The sequence below is a fragment of the Streptomyces sp. NPDC005962 genome (assembly GCF_040629205.1).
Lineage (GTDB): Bacteria > Actinomycetota > Actinomycetes > Streptomycetales > Streptomycetaceae > Streptomyces.
Genome location: NZ_JBEXVE010000011.1, coordinates 1 through 20869 on the forward strand (window position 1 = coordinate 1; position 20869 = coordinate 20869).

Annotated in this window: 2 protein-coding genes and 1 pseudogene; all 3 read left to right on the forward strand. The window is 69.9% G+C overall.

Annotated elements, in window-relative coordinates:
* Positions 1-83: 83 nt before the first annotated feature.
* Positions 84-3593: pseudogene (locus tag ABZ370_RS19685) on the forward strand (type I polyketide synthase); the annotation flags it as partial.
* 48 nt (positions 3594-3641) lie between these two features.
* The gene (locus ABZ370_RS19690) at positions 3642-19811 is read left to right on the forward strand and encodes an SDR family NAD(P)-dependent oxidoreductase (protein WP_358622836.1); all 16170 of its coding nucleotides are present in this window, start codon (positions 3642-3644) and stop codon (positions 19809-19811) included.
* 104 nt (positions 19812-19915) lie between these two features.
* On the forward strand, positions 19916-20845 hold the full coding sequence (locus tag ABZ370_RS19695; RefSeq protein ID WP_358622298.1) for a LysR family transcriptional regulator: 930 nt from the start codon (positions 19916-19918) through the stop codon (positions 20843-20845).
* The last annotated feature ends 24 nt before the right edge of the window (positions 20846-20869 follow it).

Consider the following 20869-nt stretch of genomic DNA (forward strand, 5'->3'; position numbering starts at 1 on the left):
CATCGACGAGGTCGGCGAGAGGGACGCCCTGCTCCCACCGGCGAGGGTCGGGCCCGGCGCGATAGACCGCCGGCACGAGCACAGGCGTGTTCATGGGCGTGTGCCACGCGGACTACGCGGAGCTGATGGAGAGGGAAAAGGCGAAGACCGACGTCTATTTTCCCACGGGTACGGCGTATTCGATCATCTCGAACCGCGTCTCGTACTTCTTCGATCTCCAAGGGCCGAGCATCACGAACGACACCGCGTGCTCCAGCTCGCTCGTATCGGTCTACGAGGCTGTCTCCGCCCTGCGCAACGGTGAGTGCGGCCTGGCCCTCGCCGGTGGCGTGAACCTGTGCTGGTCGCCGAAGCACTTCGTCGCCTTCAGCCAGGCGGGCATGTTGTCGCGGACAGGCCGGGCCAGCGCCTTCGACGAGAGCGCGGACGGCTATGTCCGCGGTGAAGGCGGTGCGGTTCTCCTGCTGAAGCCGCTTGCGAAGGCCCTGGAAGACCGTGACCCCGTGTACGCGGTCATCAGGGGTGTCGCGACGAACCACGGAGGGAGGACGAACTCCCTCACGGTGACGAATCCAGCGGCTCAGGCGAATCTCATCGAAGGGCTCTACACACGCGAGGGCATCCGTCCCGAGACGGTGTCGTACATCGAGGCGCATGGGCCGGGGACACCGGTCGGCGACCCGATCGAGATGGTCGCGCTGAAGCGAGCATTTCAGAATCTCCACGCCGCGCAGGGCACCGAGGCGCGTCCGTCGGCCTGCGGAGTGGGGTCGATCAAGACCAACATCGGACATCTCGAAGGGGCCGCGGGCGTCGCCGGGATGGTCAAGGTGATCGGCGCTCTCGCGGGTCGGGTACTGCCCGCGACCGTCAACTTCGAGAATCAGAACCCGCTTATCAAGCTGGAGAACAGCCCGTTCTACGTTGTGCGGGACACTCAGCCCTGGGCGGAGCCGCCCGCGGCGGCGGACGGGCGGACGGCGCCGCGCCGCGCGGGCGTGAGCTCGTTCGGCTTCGGCGGAACGAACGCGCACGTCGTCCTGGAGGAGTACGACGAGAAGTACCGCTCCGACGAGAACGACGTGGCGTCCGAGATGCCGGAGGCTCCCGAGCGGCCGTGCCTCGTACCACTGTCGGCGAAGACGCCGGACCGGCTGCGCGCCGTCGCCCGTGGCCTTCTTGACCACCTTCGTGCCCCGGACCCGGGTGACGCGGTCGCCGAGGCGCTGAGGCCACCGCGGGCGCTCACCGACATCGCGTACACGCTGCAGGTCGGCCGCGAGTCGATGTCCGCCCGGGTCGCTTTCGTTGTCACGGCGCGGTCGGAACTCGTCGCGCTGCTCGAAGCGTTCGAGGACGGAACACTCACGGATTCCGAGGCGCACATCGGTGCGCGGACGCCGGCCCAGGAGGCGGCCGGGCTGCGGGAGACGGCGCTGCGCTGGCTCCAGGGAGACCCGGTGGACTGGGAGAGCGAGCTCCACAGCGACGACGGTGTCCAGGAGCGTCCGCGACGGCTGAGGCTTCCGACGTACCCGTTCGCGCGGGAGCGCCACTGGTTCGTCACTCCGGTCGTGGAACCCGAGCCTCCGATACGGAATCCCGCCGAGCTCCAGAGGCGGAGTCCGCTCGTGCACCGCACTACGTCCGATCTGTCCGAGGGGCGCTACAGCGCGGCGTTCACGGGAGACGAGCCCTTCCTCGCGTCGCACCGGATAGGCGGCGCACGGGTGCTGCCCGCCGCGGCCCAGGTGGAACTGGTCCGGGCGGCCGTCGAGGACGCCGTGGGACGCGACGCGCCCGAGGGAACGGTCGTCCGTATCCGCGACATCGCGTGGACACGCCCGCTCGTCGTGGACGATGCGGGGGCCGATGTCCATGTGGGGCTCTTCCCCAAGGACGGCGACACGATCGAGTTCCAGGTCTACCAGGGTTCGTCGGCGCTCGACCGATCGGCAGTGGTCCACGGTCGGGGCACCGCGGAGATGGGGGCGGCCGACGAGTCCGCGGCGCTTGATCTCGACGCTCTCCGGAAGGCGTGCCGTACACCGCGCGAGCCCGCGGACATCTATAGCGCGTTCTACGGCCAGGGGCTCGACTACGGGCCCGCGATGCGTGGGCTCGCCGAGGTCTTCCTCGGTACGGAGGGACTCCTCGCCCGTATCGAGGAACCGAACGGAACCGGAGCCGACTCGGGCGGCTTCGTGCTGCCTCCGAGCGTGCTGGACGCGGCCCTCCAGGCCTCACTGGTCCTCATGGCGGAGACCGCCCGTGAGCCGGCGGCGGGGCCGGCCATGCCGTTCGTGGCCGAACAGATAGAGATCCGTGGCGCCTGCCCGTCCGAGACCTGGGCGTGGGTGCGGCGGAGCCCGGGCGGCGGCACGCTCGACAAGTTCGACATAGATCTCTGTGACGCCGAAGGAGCCGTGAGCGTCCGGCTGCGCGGGCTCGTCCAGCGCGCGGCCACCCCGAAGGCGGCCCGCGAGGAGCCCGGTGTCGTCACCGCCACGTCCCGCTGGGTGGCGGAGCGAGGGGCGACGGCCGGGGCGACCGGCCGCACCGTGCACGGGTTTGTCGCGGGGAAAGGCCCCGTGGCCCCCACCGCGACCGGTTTCCCGCTCGAACACCTTCCCGGCGTCAGCCCCAACGGGATCGCCGACGGCGTCGACGCCGTGCTCGGTTCCGTCTTCGAACGGCTCCAGGAGATCCTGAAGTCGAGGCCGCGCGAGGAGCACCGCTTCGTCGCCCTCATCGACGACAGGGTCCCCAGGCACTTCCACGCGCCGCTCACCGGCCTCTTCCTGACCGCCGCTCTGGAGAACCCGCTCGTCTCCGGACGCGTCGTCCGCGTCGCACAGCTCGACACCGCGTCGCCTGAGCGGATCGCCGAGATCCTCCGTGCCGTGGCGTACGAGGACGACAGCGCGACCGGCACCGGCACGGAGCCCGTTTGCGAACTCCGTTACGCGGCGGACGGCACCCGTCAGGCGTGGCGTCCCGTCTCCATCGAGCTGGGCCAGGGACCGGAAGTCCCGCCGTTGCGGGACGGCGGCGTCTACTGGGTGACCGGCGGTCTCGGCGGGCTGGGCCTGCACTTCGCGCGATATCTCTCCCGGCGCGCGGGTGTCACCGTCGTCCTGAGCGGGCGGTCGGCGCCCGGAGCCGCGAGCGACGCGGCTCTGCGCGCACTACGCGAAGAAGGGGTCGACGCGCACTACCTCCCCGTCGACGTCGGCAGCGAGCAGGACGTGGAACGCGCCGTCCGCGCCATCGTGCGCAAGCACGGGGTGCTCGACGGGATCGTGCACGCGGCAGGGATCACCCGGGACGGATACATCCTCCGCAAGGACGCCGCGGATCTCCCCGACGTGACGATGCCGAAGGTACGCGGCACCCTGAACATCGACGCGGCCTCGCGCGATCTCGCCCTCGACTTCTTCGTCGTCTTCTCATCCGTCGCGGGGGTGTACGGCAACTCGGGTCAGGCCGACTACGCCGCGGCGAACGCCTTCCTCGACGCCTTCGCCCACCACCGGCGGGCCCTCGTGGACATCGGTGAGCGGAGCGGCAGGACCGTCGCCGTGAGCTGGCCGTTGTGGGCGGACGGCGGGATGACCGTCGACGCCGTGACCCGCGAGTCCATGCGCAAGCTGCGCGGCTGGGAACCCCTTCCGACGGAGCCGGGCCTGCGGGCCTTCGGGCAGATTCTGGACGGCGCCGAGATCCCCGCGCAGGTGATCGTCGCGTACGGCGCCGACGCGACGCTCTCGTACGAGCGGCCCGACGGAGGAGAGCAGACCTCCGGAACTAATTCCTCCGTTCCCAGCGTTCCCACCCCCGCGTCCGTCTCCGCGCAGCCGACCGTGGTGCGCGAGGCCACGGCGGGCGGCGCCACGGGAGGCGGGGCCGGCGACGGCGAACTCAGGGAACGGGCGGCTGCCCTGCTCAAGCGTCTCCTGGGCGAGGTACTGCACCGGGACCCGGAGACGATCGAGGACACCGTCAACCTCATCGAGTACGGGATCGACTCACTCAGCATCCTTGAGATGACCTCGCACCTCGAAGAGCTCTTCGGGCCGCTGTCGAAAACGATCTTCTTCGAGTATCTGAGCATCGAAGAAGTGGCCGGCTATTTCGTCGAGACGCACCGGGAGAAGACCAAGGCGATCCTGGGCTCCGAGGAGACGGCGCCCGAGTCCGGTGACGCGGCGACGGCCCCGGCGACGGAGACGGCGACGGAGACGGCCCCGGACACGGACAGGACCGAGGTCGACCCCACTCCCGTGCCCGCGGATGCGCGTGACGACTACCACGACATCGCGATCATCGGCATGTCGGGCAAGTACCCCGGAGCCGACAGCCCCGACTCCCTGTGGACACTCCTCGAAGAAGGACGGCACACCTTCGAGGAAGTTCCCCGCGACCGCTGGGACCACGACGCGATCTACAGCCGCGACCGCGGCGTCCTCGGCAAGAGTTCCATCCGCACCGGAACCTTCCTCCGGGACATCGACATGTTCGATCCCCGCTACTTCCGCATCTCCAAGCGCGATGCCGAGAACATGTCGCCCGAAGTCCGGCTGTTCCTGCAGTCCGGGGTCGAGGCGCTCGAAGACGCGGGATATTCGCGCGAGACGATCCAGCGACAGTACGACGGCGATGTCGGCGTACTCGCCGGTTCCATGAGCAACCACTATGGCCTGTACGGATTTCAGAACAGCCTGACGCGCGGGTCCACGGCAAGCGGCAGCTACACGGGGACGCTGCCCAACATGCTCTCGTACTTCTACGGATTCACCGGGCCCTCGATGTTCGTGGACACGATGTGTTCGGGGTCCTCGACCTGTGTCCACCAGGCCGTGCAGATGCTCCGTGCCCGCGAAACCAAGATGGTCGTCGCGGGCGGGGTGAACCTTCTCCTGCATCCGTACAACCTCATCACTTCCTCGCAGGAGCACTTCACGACGGCCACCTCGGACGTGATCCGGAGCTTCGGTCTGGGCGCGGACGGGACGATCCTCGGGGAGGGTGTCGGTGCCCTCGTCCTCAAACCGCTCGTCGAGGCCGAGCGCGACGGCGACCACGTGTACGCGGTCATCAAGGGAACCGCTCTCGCCAACGCGGGTGTACGCAACGGGTTCACCGTCCCCAGCCCTCGTATGCAGGCGCGTGCGATCGAGAAGGCGATCGACGACGCGGGCGTCGATCCCCGGACCATCAGCTATGTGGAAGCCCACGGCTCCGGGACGTCGCTGGGCGACCCGATCGAAGCCAAGGCACTGACCACTGCCTTTCAGAAATACACGCAGGAGACTGAGTTCTGCGCGATCGGCTCGGTCAAGTCGAACATGGGACACCTTCTTCACGCTGCCGGAATGATCGGCATCGCGAAGGTCATCCTCCAGTTCGAGAAGGGGAAGCTCGCACCCTCGCTGCACAGCTCGGTGACCAACCCGGACATCGACTTCTCCCGTACGCCTTTCCGTCTGCAGCAACAGCTCGCGACCTGGGAGCCGGCGGTGACCACCGTCGATGGGCGAACGGTCACACATCCGCGACGAGCGGGGATCACGTCGATCGGTGCGGGCGGGATGAACTCGCACATCATTCTTGAAGAGCCCCCGCGTACGGTCCGTGACCCGCGACGCGCGAGTGAGGGGCGCGAGGAACTCTTCGTCTTCTCCGCGATGAACGACTCCGCTCTCGACACGTATCTCGCGCGTTTCCGTGCCTACCTGGCCGCCGGGGCAGAAGCGGACCCCGCGTCCATCGCGTTCACGCTCCGCGTCGGCAAGAACGAACTCCCGCACCGCTGGGCGTTTCTCGCGAAGACCATCGGCGATGCCATCTCGGCCGTCGACCGGTACCTCGCGGGAGACCGGGACCTCGGTGCCGCGCTCGTGGGCGGTGACCCGCGAACCGAGGACGCGCGGACCGAGAGCCTGCGGACCCTCGCGACCACCTGGGTGGGCGGGAAGAGCGTCGACTGGAGCAAGGCCGGTGAGGGCGCACGCGCGCCCCGGCGGGTCTCTCTCCCCTCGTACCCCTTCGAGCGCGTGCGCTGCTGGGTCGCCGAGGAGGAGGGCGCGCCGTCCGTGCTCGCGCCGCTCGCACACCGCGAGAAGCTCCACCCGTTCCTCGGCAGGAACGAGTCGGACGTGGACGGGCTGCGGTATGTGCTCGACGTGCACCTGGACGATCTCCTCGATTACGGCTGCACGACGGGAGAGAGGCAGGACAAGAGGCGCGGCATAGTCCCCACATTCGCCATCGACCTGGCGATCGCCGCCGCGAAGGTCTCCGGATTCGCCGACGGGTCGGTCGTGCGCCGCCTGCGCCTGCTGGGCCCGGTCACCTGGACGACTGCCGCCCGCCTGGTGACGTCCTTCGACGCCGCCGACCGGAAGACGGCCTCCGGCCTGGTGTTCGCGGAGGACGCCTCGGGGACGCGGGTGCCCGTAGCGGCGTTCGATGTGCAAGCGGGTGACGACGACCGTACGCCGTCGCCCGGTTCACCCCGCGCCAGGCCGTTCGCGGGAATCCCTGTCGGGGCACTCACTCCCGACACGCCCGACGCGCTCTCCGGGGCCGAGTTCCTCGCGGAACTCGCCGGGGGCGGCATCGGATACACGCCGGAATTCCATGGCACCGAGCGCGTATACCGCCTGCGGGACGGCCGATTGGTCCTCGAAGTCACCGCCCCCGAAGTCCAGCGGGATCATGTGAAGCCGCGTGTGACCCTCCCCCCGCACCTCCTCGCCGCCATCGCGCAGGGCCTCCAGCTGGAGGCCAAACGGGCGGGCTCACCGTATTGGGCGCGCACCGTGCCGCACCGGATCGACGAGATCCGGCTCTTCGCCGACGGGAGCGACGCGGGTGAATCGGTGGTGTACGTCGTCTTCGACGTGACCGCCGAGGGAGACGGCCTCAGCGGGTCCGTCGGCCTCCTCGACCGGAACGGCGAGGTGGTCGGAGTGCTCTCCGACATGCGGTGCGGCGATGACGAAGGACCGCGAAAGGACCCGACCGTGAGCGCACGAGCGGTGGACGCAGCCGAGGGAACAGCCGAGAAGACGCCGGTAGGGGGCAGCGACGCCCTCGCCTCCTTCGCGGTGGACGAGCTACGCCACATGGCGGGCGCCATTCTCAAGTTCGAGGCCGGTGAACTCGACGCCCGCACCGGGTTCGACGCCTTCGGCTTCGACTCGGTCTCGCTCGTCGCCCTCTCGAAGCAGGTGCGCGAGGGGCTCGGCATCGATCTGACCCCCGCGGTCTTCTTCGACCGGAACACGTTCGAATCGCTGGGCAGGCACCTCGTCACAGAGTACGAGGGCGACCTGCGCGCGGCGTACAAACGATCGCTTCCGCCGCAATCCACCGAGGAGCCCGCCCCGGACCCCGTGGAGCGGCTCCGGGCAGAGACGACCGAGGTTCCCGACGTGGTGACGGCCGTCCCCCGGCCCCCGGCGCCCGAGGGCTCACCCCCGCCGGTGGCCGTCATCGGCGCCGCGGGCCGCTTCCCCGGCTCACCCGACCTGGACGCGTACTGGGCGAACCTGGCCGCGGGGACCGACCATGTCACGGCGTTTCCCCTCCACCGTTACGACGCGGATTACGCGCGGATCGTCGAGGCATCCGACTTTCCGCGCCACGCGGGCGTCCTGGACGATGTCGACGCCTTCGACGCCGCCTTCTTCCGCATCCTGCCGCGGGAGGCCGAGCTGATGGACCCGCAGCACCGGCTGGCGCTCCAAACGGTCTGGAACGCGGTGGAGCACAGCGGGTACGCCCCCTCCGGCCTGCCGGGGAACACCGGTCTGTTCCTCGGTGTCTCGGGGACCGACTACGCGACGCTGCTCTCGGCCCATGGCACCCCGCCGGACGCGTTCACCTCCACGGGCAACGCACACTCCATGCTCGCCAACCGCATCTCGTACGTGCTCGACATCCACGGTCCGAGCGAGCCGGTCGACACGGCCTGTTCCAGCTCGCTCGTCGCTGTCCACCGAGCCGTCGAGGCCATCCGGTCCGGGGCGTGCGACACCGCGATAGCGGGCGGGGTGAACCTCCTCCTCAGCGTCGACACGTTCGTCAGCGCGGACCGGGCCGGCATGCTGAGCCCGGACGGACGGTGCAAGACCTTCGCGAGCGACGCGAACGGATACGTACGGGGCGAGGGCGTCGGCGCCGTCGTACTGAAGCCCCTCGCCGCGGCCGAGCGTGACGGGGACGCGATCCTCGCCGTGATCGTCGGGAGCGCCGAGAACCACGGCGGGCGTGCGAACTCCCTCACCGCGCCGAACGGTGCGGCGCAGTCGGACCTGGTGGTGCAGGCCATGGGCGGCATCGACCCCCGGACGGTCGGCTATGTGGAGGCCCACGGCACCGGTACGCCCCTGGGCGACCCCGTCGAGGTGCGTGCGCTCCAGACCGCCTACCAGCGGCTGGGGAGCGACGGCGTCGGAACATGCGGGCTCGGCTCGGTGAAGACCAGCATCGGGCATCTGGAAGCCGCCGCCGGTATCGCGGGTCTCCTCAAGGTGCTTCTCGCCATGGAGCACGGCACCCTGCCGCCGACCCGGAACTGCGACGAGATCAACCCCTACATCCAGCTCGACGGCAGCCCGTTCCGCATCGTGCGCGACAGTGAACCCTGGCAGCGGTCCCGCGACCGCGACGGTGTCCTCGCTCCACGCCGGGCGGGAGTCAGCAGCTTCGGCTTCGGCGGCGCGAACTGCCACGTCGTCGTCGAGGACTACGCCGGTGAGGCCGCGGCGGACGAGAGTCCGGCGCAGGGTGCCGGGAGCCGGGTCGCCGTCCCCCTTTCGGCGCGTACGGAGCAGCAGCTCCGCAAGCGGGCGCGGGACCTGCTCGCCTACCTTGAGAACACGCCCCGCCCCGCCCCGCTCCGTTCGATCGGGTGGACGCTTCAGGCCGGGCGCGAAGCCATGGCCGTACGGGTCGGCTGGGTCGTCACCTCGCACCGGGAACTCGCCGAGAACTTGCGTGCGTTCGTCAGCGGCGCGCAGTCCGGGCCGCGGCGTGACACCGGGCGGGCCCCGGACGGCCTCGCGGAGGTGATCGCGCGCTGGAGCGGAGGGGCCGAGGTCGACTGGCGTGAGATGTACGAGGCCGCCGGTTCCGCCCCGCCCAGGCGCGCGCATCTGCCCACGTACCCGTTCGCACGCGACCGTTACTGGCTCCCCGGAAGCGACGCGAAAGCCGATGGCGCCGCTGAACCCGCCCCCTCGACCGGGACGACGCTGCTCGTACCCCGCTGGACGCCGAAGCCCATGACGCCGGACCGTACCGGCGAGAACGCCGCGTACGCGCGTCATGCCGTCATCCTCTGCGGGGCGACGGGGTCCGCGCGGGACAGCGTCGAACGCCGTCTGCCGGGCGCGTACTTCCACCTCGTCACGACCGCCAAGCAGCGCCCGGAGAGCAGCTTCACCGACATCTCACAGCAGGTGTTCCAGATCGTCCGCGCTCTCGTCGGCGAGAGCCACCATGGCACCACGCTCGTGCAAGTGGTGACATCTACAGACGGCACGGACGGCGACGAAGCGGTGGGGCTGGCCCTCGCCGGACTCCTGCGGACGACGACGCTCGAAAGCCCGCGGATCACCGGACAGGTTCTCGGTCTCGACGGCCCGCGCGACGCGGACGACATCGCGGCGATCGTCGCGGAGAACGCGCGGCACGCGGACGACGCACTCGTGCTCCACCGAGGCGCCGAACGCCAGGTGCGGACCTGGGTGCCGAAGTCGGCCGACGGCACGAGCACGCCGTGGCGCTCGGGAGGCGTGTACCTGATCACCGGAGGCTCCGGCGGCATCGGCGCCGTCGTCGCCCGTCGGATCGCACGGGACACCGTTCGCCCGACGCTCGTCCTCGTCGGGAGGTCGGCACCGGACACCCGGATCGACCAACTCCTCGCCGAGCTGCGGGAAGCCGGGGCGGTGGCCCGATACGCCGTCGCGGACGTCTCCCGCTGGGAGGAGGTACGCCATCTCATCGCGCGAGTCGGTGAGGAGACCGGCGAGATCCACGGGATCATCCACGCCGCCGGGGTGATCCACGACGCCTCCCTCACGAACAAGACCGTCGAGGAGTGGGACAAGGTCCTCGCCCCCAAGGTCGACGGCCTGGTGCACCTGGACCGGGCCACGGCACACATGCCACTGGAGTCCTTCCTCGTCTTCTCCTCCGGCGCGGCCATCACCGGAAATCCCGGCCAGTCGGACTACGCCACGGCCAACGCCTATCTCGGCGCTTACGCCGCCCGCCGCAACAGGCGCGTCGCGGCGGGCGAACGGCCGGGACGTACGGTCTCGATCGCGTGGCCGCTCTGGAAGGACGGTGGAATGACGGTCGACGACGCGACGCTCGCCTACCTCCGGCGCGATCGCGGCCTCGTTCCCATGGAGTCGGAGGCAGGGCTCGAAGCCCTGTTGAGCGCCTGGCGGCTCGGGGAGGCGGGCGAAGACCAGATCTGGGTGCACCACGGTGAGACGGCGAAGGCCGTGCCCTCGTCCGTGCCCGCATCCGTACCCACGCCCGCGCCCGCCCCTGCGCGCAAGACGGCCGGCAGGCTTCCCGACCGGGAGACACTCCGGTCCGTCGTGGAGCTCTTCGCCCGCGTCACGAAGCTCCCCCTCGACGCGGTCGACGCCGATCGGCCGCTCGACGACCTGGCCCTCGACTCGGTCATGGTCGTGCAACTCAACAGGGCGTTCTCCAGCGTGTACGGCGAGGTCCCGACGACACTCTTCTACGAATTCCCCACGCTGCGCGCCGTCGCCGGGCAGCTTGCCGGGGAACCCGCACCGCCCGCTCCCGTCACACAGGCCGACGAACCGTCCGCCGCCGTCCCCGTGCCGGTATCGCGGCACACAGCCGGGAGCGCCGACGCCTCCGGCCCGCCCGCCCCGGACGACGCCATCGCGATCATCGGAATGAGCGGGCGCTATCCGCAGGCCGAGAACACCGACGAGTTCTGGGAGAACCTCAAGGCGGGGCGTGACTCCATCACGGAGATCCCACCGGGCCGGTGGCCGCTGGACGGCTTCTACGAGCCGGACCGCGCCACAGCCATCGCCACCGGGCGCAGCTACAGCAAGTGGGGCGGCTTCCTGGAGGACTTCGACGCGTTCGATCCGCACTTCTTCCGGATCGCCCCGCGCGACGCCTACACCATGGACCCGCAGGAGCGCCTCTTCCTCCAGGCTTCCTGGGAAGTGATCGAGGACGCGGGCTATACCCGCGAGGAGCTGGCGCGTCGCCATCAGCGGCGGGTCGGGGTCTTCGCCGGTGTGACCAAGTCCGGTCACACACGGCACGGCGAGGCGCGCCTGCCGTCGGGCGAGACGGTCGTGCCCTCGCTCTCCTTCGCCTCGCTCAGCGCACGGACCTCGTACGTCCTCGACCTCCAAGGGCCGAGCCTGACGATCGACACGATGTGTTCGTCATCGCTCACAGCGATCCACGAGGCCTGCGAACACCTGCGCCGGGGCTCCTGCGAGGTGGCCATCGCCGGTGGGGTGAACCTGTATCTGCATCCCTCCGATTACATCGAGCTCTGCCGTTCGACCATGCTGTCGTCGCGGGCAGGCGTGCGGAGCTTCGGCAAGGGTGGTGACGGGTTCGTACCCGGCGAGGGCGTGGGCACCGTACTGCTGAAGCCTCTCTCCCGCGCTCTCGCGGACGGAGACCGGGTCCTCGCCGTGGTCCGCGGGACGAGCATCAATCACGGCGGGCGGTCCAACGGCTATACGGTGCCGAGCCCGACCGCCCAGGCAGAACTGATCGGCGACGCGTTGACCCGGGCCGGGATACCGGCGCGAGAGGTGAGCTACGTCGAGGCGCACGGCACGGGTACGGAGCTGGGCGATCCGATCGAGGTGAAGGGTCTCTCCCTCGCCTTCGAACAGTCCACGGACGACAGGCAGTTCTGCGCGATCGGCTCCGTGAAGTCGGTGATCGGGCATCTGGAGGCCGCCGCGGGCATCGCGGGTGTCACCAAGGCGGTGCTTCAGCTCCGGCACCGGACGCTCGTACCGAGCCTGCACGCCGAGGAGCTGAACCCCGGCATCAGGTTCGAGGAGACGCCGTTCTTCGTCCAGCGGACCCTCGCACCCTGGGAGTCCGAACGACCGCGGATCACCGCGGTCTCGTCATTCGGGGCAGGCGGGTCGAACGCACACGTGATCCTTGAGGAGTACGTGGGAGAGGCCGCCTCGGACCGGGCGGCCTCGGACGGGGGCGAGCAACTCGTCGTCCTCTCGGCGCGGACGCCGGAGCGCCTGAGGCACTCCGCCGCACGTCTGCTGGCGTTCCTCGAACCCGGGGACGCGGAGCGGGAAGCGGTCAGCCTGGCAGATCTCGCCTTCACCCTCCAGGTCGGACGTGAGGCGATGAAGGAGCGCCTGGCGGTGACCGTGGCCTCCCTGCCCGAACTCCGGCGCGTGCTGCGCGGGTACGCGGAGACCGGGGACGCGTCGGGAACGCCGGGCCTCCACCGGGGCAGCGCCGGGCACGGCCCCGGCGTCGTCGCCGAGATCTCGGCCGACGAAGACCTCCGGGAGCTGCTGGTCGAACGGTGGGCCCGGGCGGGGAAGTACGACAAGCTGGCCGCGCTCTGGGCCGACGGCGTGGAGCTGGACTGGCGGACGCTTCACGGAGCGGCGTCGCCCCGCCGGATATCCCTGCCGACGTACCCGTTCGCGAGGGACCGGTTCTGGATCGGAGACCTGGAGCCGGTCCGGAGGGTGATCCCCGGCGACGCTCCGGCCATCGCCGTGCGGCCCGACGAGAGCACACCTCAGGTCAGGCCCGAAGCCGCGCCCGAGGCCAAGCCCGATGCCGCGCCCGGCATCACGCGTGACGAACAGGTCGCAGGCACCGTACGCGCGAAGATCGCGGAAGTGCTCGCCATCTCGCCGGACGAGCTCGACGCCGGGCTCGCGTTCGCCGACTACGGACTCGACTCCATCCTCGCCGTCCGTCTCGTCCATCTGCTCAACGAGACGTTCGGGCTCGACCTTTCGACCGGCGTCATCTTCGACCACAGCTCCGCCGATCGTCTCGCCGCACATCTGCTCGCCGAGTACGGCGACATCGGCGCCGCTCCCCTTCCGCCTGCCGCCACCGTGGAAACGCGTCCGCGGATCGCTCCCGAGACCGCTCCCGGCTCTCCCCCCACCGAACGGTCCGCCGCCCACGCGCCGATCGCCATCGTCGGGATGAGCGGGCGGTTCCCCGGCTCCGACAGCCTCGACGACCTCTGGACCCATCTCGTGAACGGTGACGATCTTGTCACCGAAGCCACCCGCTGGGACCTCGCGGACACCGGGGCCGACGGATCGGCGCGCTGCACGCGGGGCGGATTCCTCGACCGGATCGATCAATTCGACCCGCAGTTCTTCGGTATCTCGGGCGTCGAGGCCGCCGCCATGGACCCCCAGCAGCGCCTGCTCCTCGAAGAGGCGTGGAAGTCGCTGGAGGACGCGGGGTACGCCGGCCGTCACCTGAGCGAAACCCACTGCGGCGTGTACGTGGGCTGCTGGAACGGCGATTACCACGAGGTCTTCGGCCAGGACGCGCCCGCCCAGGCTTTCTGGGGGAACATGGCGTCCTTCGTCCCGGCCCGCATCTCCTACCTCCTCAACCTGAAGGGCCCCGCGCTGGCGGTCGACACCTCGTGCTCGAGCTCGCTCGTCGCGATCGACCTGGCGTGCCGCGGGCTCTGGTCGGGCGAGACGTCGATGGCGCTGGCGGGCGGTGTCTTCGTCCAGTCGACACCGCGGCTCTACGGGCTGGCCGGGCGCGCCGGAATGCTTTCGGCGACCGGACGCTGCCACACCTTCGACCACCGTGCCGACGGCTTCGTGCCGGGCGAGGGGGTCGGTGTCCTCGTACTGAAGCGGCTCGATGACGCCCTTGCCGACGGGGACCACATCCACGGGGTGATCCGCGCCCTGGGCAGCAATCACGACGGCGCGACCAACGGGATCACGGCGCCCAGCTCCGTCTCACAGGAGCGCCTGCTCCGGGACACCTACGAAAGCTTCGGTGTCGACGTCGAGTCCATCCGGCTCGTGGAGGCACACGGCACCGGCACCCCTCTCGGCGATCCGATCGAATTCTCGGCGCTCAGCCGTGCGTTCCGGGCCGGCACGGAGAAATCCGGGTTCTGCGCGCTGGGTTCGATCAAGACGAACCTGGGGCACACCCAGTTCGCCGCGGGCGTCGCGGGGGTGTTCAAGATCCTCCTCGCGATGAGGAACGAGCAGATCCCCGCCTCGCTCCACTTCGAGAAGCCGAACCCCGCCATCAGCCTCGAAGACAGCCCCTTCTACCTGAGTACGCGCACCCACAGCTGGGAGGCCCCGTCCGACGGCGGACCGCGTCGCGGCGCCGTCAGCACCTTCGGCGCGAGCGGCACCAACGTGCACCTCGTCATCGAGGAGGCGCCGTCCGCCGCCCGTGCCCGTGCGCCGCGGCCCGCGTATCTCGTCGTCCTCTCGGCGCACTCACGTGAGCAGCTGGCCGAACAGGTCGCCCGGCTGGCGGACCACTGCCGCCGTGAGGACATCCCGGACCTGGGCGACGTCGCCCACACGCTCGCCGTCGGAAGGGAGTGGTTCGCCCACCGGTTCGCCTGCGTGGTGCGGGACCGTACCGAACTGCTCCGTATCCTCGACGACGGGCTCGACGGATCACAGGCGTTCACCGGCCACGTGGTACCGACGCGCAAGGGCGGGGCGGCGGCGGCCACGTCGGCCACGGAGAAGAGCCACGGCGACGAATGCCTCCGACGCTGCTCGGACCCGATGGGCGCCCACGCGGATGCCGATGCGTACCGCGCGGACCTCACCACCCTCGCCCGGCACTTCACCCTGGGCGTCGCCCTCGAATACGGCGCGTTGTTCGCGCCGGGAACCTCCCTGCGAGTCCCCCTGCCGACCTACCCGTTCGCCAGGGAGAGCCACTGGGCCGGGGAGCCGCCCTTGTCTCCTCCGCGCGTCACCCGCCCCGCCGGGGTACGCGTGCCGGTGGCGGATCATCCACTGATCCACGAGTCGTCGGCTGTGGCGGACAGCCCTGCCACCCTGCGCGCTTCAACGGTGTTCACGGGCGACGAGGCCATCCTCCGCGATCACACGGTGCGCGGGCAGCGCGTCCTCCCGGGCGTCGCCCACCTCGAAATGGCACGCGAGACCGCGGCCCGTGCGTGGGGCACCGACGCGACGACGCCCCTGCGGATGCGCGACATCACCTGGATACGACCGGTCGCCCTCGACGGAGCGCCCCTGAGCGTCGATGTCCTGGTGAAACCGGCTACCGGCGACGAGCTCACCTTCGAGATCGCCTTGAAGACCGAGCCGGCCGCCGAACCCGTCGTGTTCTCCACCGGGCGCGTATCGCGCTCCGGCACGGGCCGCCCCGACCGTGTCGACCTCGCGTCGCTCCGCGCGAACTGTGCGGCGACCGTATCCGCCGAACGCATCCGTGAGGCGCTCGCGTCGATGGGCATCGTCCACGGGCCGTCGCTCCGCGCCATCCGCGAGGCACAGGTCGGTACCGGCACCGTCGTGGCGAAGCTCGACCTGCCGGCCGACGCGGACCCGGCCGGCGCGCCGTACGTCCTGCACCCGGCTCTCCTGGATTCGGCCATCCAGGCCTCGATCGCACTGCATCTCACCGATGGCGAAGCCTCCTTGGAGACGGTGGTGCCGTTCGCGCTCGACCGGTTCGAGCTCCTCGCCCCGTGCCCGGCCTCGATGTGGGCGGTCGTCCGTGTCGCGGACTCGACGGAGAAGGCGACCGCGCTGAGCCGGCTCGATGTGGATCTCGTCGACGGCGACGGCGAGGTCTGTGTCCGGATGACCGGCTACACCTCGCGCCGGGTGAAAGAACCGGTGCCCTCACTGTTCGCACCGGTCTGGGAACCCGTATCCGAGCACACGTCGGCCGCACGCGCCCTGCCGCACACGGACCATGTCCTCGTCGTGGGAGGAACCGCCGAACAGCGGTCCGCTCTCGCCCGTCAGTACCCGCGTGTCACGACGTGGGACCTCGCACCGAGCGCTTCGACGGACGAGGTCGCCGACCGGCTCCGGGCTTCGGCCACGATCGACCATCTCCTGTGGATCGCACCCGACGCGGCGGCGGAAGGCCGGCAGGCGCTCCCGCCGGCCGACACCGCCGGGTTCACCGCCGCCCAGGAGGACGGCGTCATCGCGGCCTTCCGCATGATCAAGGCCCTCGTCCGTACGGGACACGACGCACGCCCGCTCGTCCTGACACTGGTCACGCATCGTGCCCTGGCCACGCACGACACCGAGTCGACGGCACCCGCGCACGCCGGGCTGCACGGCCTCTTCGGGTCGCTCGGACACGAGTTCGCGAACTGGTCGGTTCGCCGGACAGACCTCGACACCGCCGATGTGCCGGAGGCCCTGTCGGCGCTCCCCGACCACGCGGAGAACGACATCCTGGTGCGCCGCGCGGGCCAGTGGCTGGCACGGCGCTGGGCGCCGAACGAGCCCGGCGACGTACAGGAGGACGCCTACCGGCAAGGCGGCGTCTATGTCGTGATCGGAGGTGCGGGCGGACTCGGCACCGCATGGACCGAGCACGTCGTCCAGCGCTACGGCGCCCATGTCATCTGGATCGGGCGGCGTCCTTCGGACGCGTCGATCGAAGCCAAGCTGAGCCACGGCGGCCGCGGCAGTGTGCGCTACATATCCGCCGACGCCGCGGACCCCGCATCGCTGCGCACCGCCTACGCGGAGATCAAGAAGCATCACCCGCGCATCCACGGCGTCATCCAGGCGGCGCTCGTCCTGCGGGACCAGAGCCTGGCCAGGATGGACGAGGCGACGCTTCGCGCGAGCCTCGCTTCGAAGGTCGACGTCAGCGTGGCGATGGCTGAGATCTTCGCGGACGAGACACTGGATTTCGTCCTCTTCTTCTCGTCGGTCCAGTCGTTCACGACCGCTGCGGGCCAGGCCAATTACGCGGCCGGATGCAATTTCAGCGACGCCTACGCCCAATTCCTCGCCCGGCACTGGGAGTGCCCGGTCAAGGTGATGAACTGGGGGTGGTGGGGAAGCATCGGCAGCGCCTCGTCCGAACTCCACCGGGAACACATGGCACGCTGGGGACTCGTCTCGATCGAACCGCCGGAGGCGATGGAGGCGCTCGACACGCTCCTCGGGGGCCCGCAGCATCAGTTGAGCTTCATCAAGCTGACGAAGCCCGAGGCCATCAAGGGAATCGACCCGGCCACCCGCCTCACGGTCCACGAGAGGGCACGGTCCCACGTCGCGCCCGCCGCCGTCGCCGCGGCCGCCACGGCGCCGTCCGAGTGGGAGGCCATGCGCGCGATCGCCGCATGGCGCAGGACCGAACGCGATCCGCTCCTCGCCACAATGGTCCGCGGGCACCTCGAAGCGCTCGGCGGCCTGCGCGGCCCCGGCACTCCAGTGTCTCCCGGTGATGTCGCCCAACTCCGCGAACGTGCCGGAATCCTGCCCAGGTACGACACCTGGCTCGACCACGCGCTCCGTACCGTGCCGGAGTCGGCCCCGTCGCTGGACGTCCTCCACCGCGAGTGGGACCAGCGCCGCGCGGAGTGGTCCGAGGACCCTGACAAGAAGGCCGAACTCGCCCTGCTGGACGCCACACTCCGGGCGCTGCCGGACATACTCACCGGCAGGACCAGGCCGACCGACATCATGTTCCCGCGTGGCTCCGTCGCACTCGTCGAAGGGACATACCGCGACAACCGTGTGGCCGACATGTACAACCGCGCCATGGCCGATGCCGCCGCCACCATCGTCGCGGAGCGGCTGCGCCTGGACCCGGACGCGACGCTTCGCATCCTGGAGATCGGCGCCGGCACGGGCGGCACGAGCGTCGGGATGTTCGCCGCCCTGCGCCCCTTCCAGGAGCACATCGAGACATACACGTACACCGACCTCTCGCAGGCGTTCCTGATCCATGCCCGGACCGAGTACGGACCGGAGGTTCCGTATCTCACCTACGCCCGCTTCAACGCCGAGCAGCCGATGGCGGGGCAGGGCCTGGAGAGCGGGAGCTACGACCTGGTCATCGCCGCCAACGTCCTGCACGCGACTCGCGACACCCGGAACACGATCCGCAACGCGAAGGCGGCCATGCGCGACGGCGGATGGCTCCTGCTGAACGAACTCGCCACCTTCGACCTCTCCAGCCACCTCACGTTCGGACTGCTGGAGGGCTGGTGGCTCTTCGAGGACCACTCGCTGCGGGTGCCGGGATCGCCCGCGCTGTCGCCCGCGAGCTGGCGGGAAGTGCTGGAGAGCGAAGGCTTCCCGTCGGTCGTTTCCGTACTGCCACAGGCACATGAGCTCGGGCAGCAGATCATCGCCGCCGAGAGCAACGGGATCGCGCGCCAAACGGTGGTGGACCCACCGGCCGACCGGAAGTCCGCGACTCGGCGAGCGGCCCCGAAGCCCCCGCCCGCGGCCCCCGTACCGCCCCGGCCCGTTCCCGCACCGGTACGGGTCCCGGCAGAGCCCGTCACCGCGACCACAACCGTTCTCGATACCGAGACCCGGGCCGACTTGATGGCCGGGTACCTCCGTGACCAGGCCGCGCAGACCCTCGGCATCCCGGCGGACAAGATCGCTCTCTCGGCGCCGCTCAGCGACTACGGGATGGACTCCATCCTCGTCCTTCAGCTCACGAACGCGCTGCGCGAGGATCTCGGCGAGGTCTCGTCCACCCTGCTCTTCGACGCCGAGTCCGTCGAGGAACTCGCCGCCCACTTCCTGGGAACCGGTGGCTCTCCTGTGGACGCGCTCCTGGCGCGCCTGAGCCCCGTGACAGCGGGGCAACCCCGCTCCGACGCCGACTCCCGGTCGTCGAAGGCGTCCTCGCAGCAGACAACGCCCCCCGCTCCGGCTCCGTCGCACCCCATCGCCACGCTCTTCCGCACAGCGCTGGAGACCGGCACCCCGCAGCAGGCCGGTGACCTTCTGTCGATCGCCGCCCGGCTCCGGCCGACCTTCGCCGCCGGCGCGGGACCCGAGCCGGAGATCCTGCGGCTGTCGGACGGCGGGCAGGAACCGGCCCTGGTCTGCCTGCCCTCCCTCGTCGCCCCCACAGGGGCGTACCAGTACGTGAGGTTCGCCACCGCACTCCGCGGCCGCCGCCAGGTCTCGACGGTCTCCCTCCCCGGATACGCCCCCGGGGAGCAGCTGCCCGTGAGCCTGGAAGCCGCCGCGGACCGACTGGCCGAGACGCTGCTCAAGCGGTTCGAGGGGCGGCCGTTCGCGCTCGCGGCATATTCCTCCGGAGGCTGGCCTGCTCACGAGCTCGTACGACGGCTGGAGAAGGTTGGCGCTCCGCCCGTCGCGCTGGTGCTGCTCGATACGCTCCGGGCGACCGGGGCGGCCATGACCGCGGGAATGTCCGTGATCACGCGACGGCTGTTCGACCAGTTCCCGCAATTGCCCGTCATCGACGAACAACTCACGGCGATGGCGTGGTACGCGGACCTGTTCGACGGCTGGAGCCCGCTGCCGGTGACCACCCCGACCATGCTGGTAGGGGCGTCGGAGGGCAAAACCCTGCACGGGCTGCTCGGCGACGAGGCGAACGCCGGCTGGCCCCTGGAACACGTCCGGACGGCGGCGGCGGGGGACCACTTCTCCATGCTGGAGGAACACGCCGAATCAACCGCACTCGCGGTCCATCAGTGGCTGTCCGAACAGGGCGACTCCCGGGCGGACTTCAGGCGCCGGGGCAGCGGTACGTGAGGGACTCCCGACCGGTGAGGGGAGCGCTGCTCCCCTCACCGGTCGGGCGAGCGCCGCTCCGGCGCGTGGTCAGACTCCAGGAAAATGTCTCCGGATGGGCACCTATGACCGATCACCTGGGATTCAGCCTTACGCAATTGCGATACTTTGTGGTAGCTGCCGAGCTTGGCAATATGTCGGAGGCGGCGGAGAAACTGTGTGCGTCACAGTCCACGGTTTCGTCGGCCATTATGAGGCTGGAACGTCAGCTTGGCGTGCAGCTGCTCCTTCGCCATCATGCCCGTGGGGTCACCCTGGCTCCAGGCGGTCGGCACCTCCTGGGCGAGGCGCGCGCGCTGCTGGGGCAGGCCAGGAACCTCAAAGCGCAGGGCGACGCCCTGGCGAGCGGCGCCGCCGGCCGGCTCGACGTCGGGTTCTTCGCTTCGATCGCCCCGTTTCTGCTTCCCTTCGTCCACCGGATGACCAAAGAGCGGTACGGGGCGCTGCAATTGAACGTTCATGAGGCATACGCCGATCGGCTCCTGGAATTTCTGCAGGATGGCCGATGCGAATTAGCTGTGACGTATGATTTTCTGTCGGGTGATGCCAAGTTCCACTCCCTGGCCGAGTTGCCCGCTCATGCCCTGCTCGCCGATGACGACCCGATGAGCAGGGCCGTCTCGGTCGGTTTGGACGAGTTGGCCACTCGACCACTTGTCACCTTGAATTGCCCGGCCGTTGTCCATCATCTCGAAAAGGTGTTCGCCGGCGCCGGTGTCCCCATGCCGGAAGTGATTACCGCGACGAGCCTTGAGACGATGCGCGGCCTTGTGGCCGCCGGTTCCGGGTTCGCGTTGATGTATCAACGCGCTTCGCATGTGGCGACTTTGGGCGGAGGGAAGGTCCGGGAGGTCGAGATCGCCGGAGATCTGCCTTCTGCGTCCCTCGGTGTGGCCATGATGCCCGATCTGGCCGCGAGCAGCCGCGGTAAGGCCTTCCTGAAAGTCCTCCGATCGGCAGTTTCGATCGACCATGACGCGCGTTCCCTTGCGTGACCCGGCTTGCATAACCCGGCTTGT

Bases quoted from the DNA above. Each gene is read 5' to 3' on its own strand.
- ABZ370_RS19690 (WP_358622836.1), top strand. From the start codon at position 3,642: ATGCGCAAGCTGCGCGGCTGGGAACCCCTTCCGACGGAGCCGGGCCTG.
- ABZ370_RS19695 (WP_358622298.1), top strand. From the start codon at position 19,916: ATGACCGATCACCTGGGATTCAGCCTTACGCAATTGCGATACTTTGTG.